This window comes from Oribacterium sinus (assembly GCF_963537195.1).
Taxonomy (GTDB): Bacteria; Bacillota; Clostridia; order Lachnospirales; family Lachnospiraceae; genus Oribacterium; species Oribacterium sinus_A.
Map to the genome: position 1 here is coordinate 1 of NZ_CAUTEG010000158.1, position 2,902 is coordinate 2,902.

The following is a 2,902-nucleotide window of genomic DNA, read 5'->3' on the forward strand; positions in this document are numbered from 1 at the left end:
AACAAAATAGCAGCAACTATACATATTACTTTGGATGCATTCCCTATAATTACATTATCATGGAAAGTAATTTGAGATAATGTATTCATTAGTGCATGTGTCATTACACATATCCATAAACTATTTGAATAGGCAAATAATGCCGATAGTATGAAACAGTTTGTGAATAGTCCCAACGAGAAATTAAGAACATCAACCGTTACAATGCTACCATCAATACAAAAGAACAAAAAATGCCATACTCCCCAGCACACAAAGGTTATCATCGTCGCAACGATATAGGAAAGCTTTTTCTCTAGACAGGGCTGGAAAGAATATCTCCATCCTATTTCTTCTATTCCACCAAATAGAATGGCCTTAAAGAATAGAGCTATCGGAATCCATACATTTTCAATTTTGAATCCCTTACTTATTGCCACAGAACAAAAGTCTATAATTAAAAACACAATTGCCATTGCATAGATTTTAAATGGCTGCTTTATCTTGAAAAAATCCTTTATTATACGCAAAGGCTTTTTCCCATTGTATTTAATTTGATAAAATACGCCCCAAAAGGCAGACGACACACCTCCAATAATAATAAAAATCATCCCCAAAAAAGAATGGTAGCCTAATCCATATCCTTTTTCTTTTAGAATTCCAACCAGTACTGCAACTGCTGTTATATGAAGCAATGTTGGAAATAAAAATGCTTTCATAATCGACTTATTATTCATTATACTTTTCTTCCATAACGCACTTCTACAGGCACTGTAATCTGACCGTTTGCTGAAATTTTTGCCAAGTTCATATTTATCACCTTTTCTATTACAGTTTAATGAATCGACAAGAAATGTAATGCCTCTTCTCTGATTTCCTTATCGCAGGATGCATTTTCAGAAATTCCCTTCAGAATATCTAAATAGACTTCCGCTTGATCTGTTCCATTGATAATACGATTTAGCATCCATACCGTATGTAAAGTAGGCATTCTTTTTAAGGACAGAAGAAGTTCTTCTTCATATCCTTTTTTATAAAATCTCTCCACAAAATGGACGATTGGTCCGGGACTTCCAAAATCTGTCAAAGGATGCCTTTCCATCAGACGGAGCAAGGGCTGTACGGAGTCTAATTGATTATAGTTTTCTTCCATTTCTTCCATGCAGTCCATCATCACGGTTTCAAGATCGTCATTATCTTGAATGCAGGCTTCCATTTTTTGAATGATGCTGTTTAGCGTTTCCATGTCTATTTCCACCTCAGATCGTTCTTAGACTTTCTATTCTAACTTCTTACGCAATATCCATAATTAAATTAGCTACCAAGGCTCTATTCATATTAAACTCTACTCATTTTACATCTTTAAATGAAATGAATTCATTAATTCTCCAAAATAATCGACCTTTCCGGACGAGAAATAATTATACCACGCCTCGATTGTTTCCTTGGAATATAACTCTAAGTTCTCAAGTATATATCTTGCCCAAAGTAGTGAACCTGCAGAGCTCGCCGTAATTAAATTTCTATCCATAACGGCTATTTTGTCTTCATAATATTTTTCTCCCTGATAATTAGGACTTCCTTTCAAGAAAAATAATGCATTGCTTGTATGATGATATGAATTTAAAATACCCTTACTTGCTAATCCCAAAGTGGCGCCGCAAATAGCAGCAACCAATATATTCTTTTCAAGAAATGACTTGGACAGTTCAAGGATTTTTTGATTAGATTGATCTTGCCAAGTATCTGCTCCGATTAACAACAAAGCTCCGGCTTTTGTTTCATCTATTTCCTCGATAGTGATATCCGGAACAATCGTTATCCCGCCGGAAGTTTTAATCGCTTTCTTAGAAGTGGAAACCGTTTGTAATTCATATTGAGATTTCCCTGCCATTTTTTGTAATGTTAGCCCTTGTAACAGATATCCATTTTCCCAGTCTGCCATTGTATCCAATACGTACATATATATTTTTTTCATAGTCGCTCCTATTTGTGCAATTTCAAAATCTTCTCACATCTCTTCAATCACTGCGATTCTATGCAAGATTACTTTCGCCAGCTCCCTTGCTTTTTCAAAGTCTTCCTTGCTAAGAACCATCAGTGCATAGCTGTCACTTCCTATATCCATGGCGGACAAAACATACTCTGTCCACTGGGCATTCAGAATCTTTCCCCATCTTGGAATATCCTCTTCATCATTCAGTATTTTCTCATTCGGATCGAGATTTAGTCCGGCACTTAATTTACGCACTGCAGGAATAAAACTATCCTTCCTTGCTTTCCAATCCAGTTCTTTTACTTTTCCTTTCCGCTCTAACGCGAAAAAAAGCTCTTCCCAGGCATGATCCATATCTTCCATACTTTCATGCTTGTGTTTTTTTAAGAATCGCTTTGCTGTTTGGGGGTCTGCCAGCAGGAGTTTTGTTAATTCTTCAAATGCGGATTTTACGATTGCATCATCATTTCCTATCACTTCCGTATACGTCTTTTCATCAGGAAGAACTTCCTTTTTTACAAACGCTCTCATAATCTTTACAGCATCACTGTAGCTTAAGTCGGAAATTAGATATTTTTTATCCTCTATTTTCAAATATAAATTGACCAGCTCTTTGCTTTTCCCGACTACCGCTTTCATCAACGTACAACCTTTTACGGCATGGGACGGGCTTATCTCTGCATAAGTATAATATCCGTCATGCATCGCTTTTAGTGCATTGTCAATTCCGCTAATATGAAATCCATTTCTATCGTAAGCCGGGTCTTTCATGTGCCATTCTTCATAAATCTCAAAGAACACTTTCTGTATCCAATTATAGATGCTCATGATCGTTTTCCATCTCCTCTTTCGTCATTCCGGTCAACTCTTTAACCCACATCCCTACCGTATCGGAAAGTATGGAATCACAAGTATATTCCTCCATAC

The 2,902-nt window shown here is 36.4% G+C and carries 4 protein-coding genes; all 4 read right to left on the minus strand.

Annotated features, from left to right (window positions below):
• Positions 1-716: CPBP family intramembrane glutamic endopeptidase (locus RYL27_RS11280; protein WP_314967213.1), on the minus strand; the 716-nt coding region annotated here is incomplete at its 3' end.
• Between the two features lie 98 nt (positions 717-814).
• Positions 815-1,225 carry a hypothetical protein gene (locus tag RYL27_RS11285; protein WP_314967214.1) on the minus strand — a complete coding sequence of 137 codons (411 nt, stop codon included), beginning with the start codon at positions 1,223-1,225 and terminating at the stop codon, positions 815-817.
• Positions 1,226-1,333: 108 nt separating this feature from the next.
• A complete protein-coding gene (locus RYL27_RS11290) occupies positions 1,334-1,957 on the minus strand; it encodes a DJ-1/PfpI family protein (RefSeq protein WP_314967215.1) in 624 nt (207 codons plus the stop codon).
• A gap of 33 nt (positions 1,958-1,990) precedes the next feature.
• On the minus strand, positions 1,991-2,803 hold the full coding sequence (locus tag RYL27_RS11295) for a DUF6630 family protein (protein ID WP_314967216.1): 813 nt from the start codon (positions 2,801-2,803) through the stop codon (positions 1,991-1,993).
• Positions 2,804-2,902 lie beyond the last annotated feature (99 nt).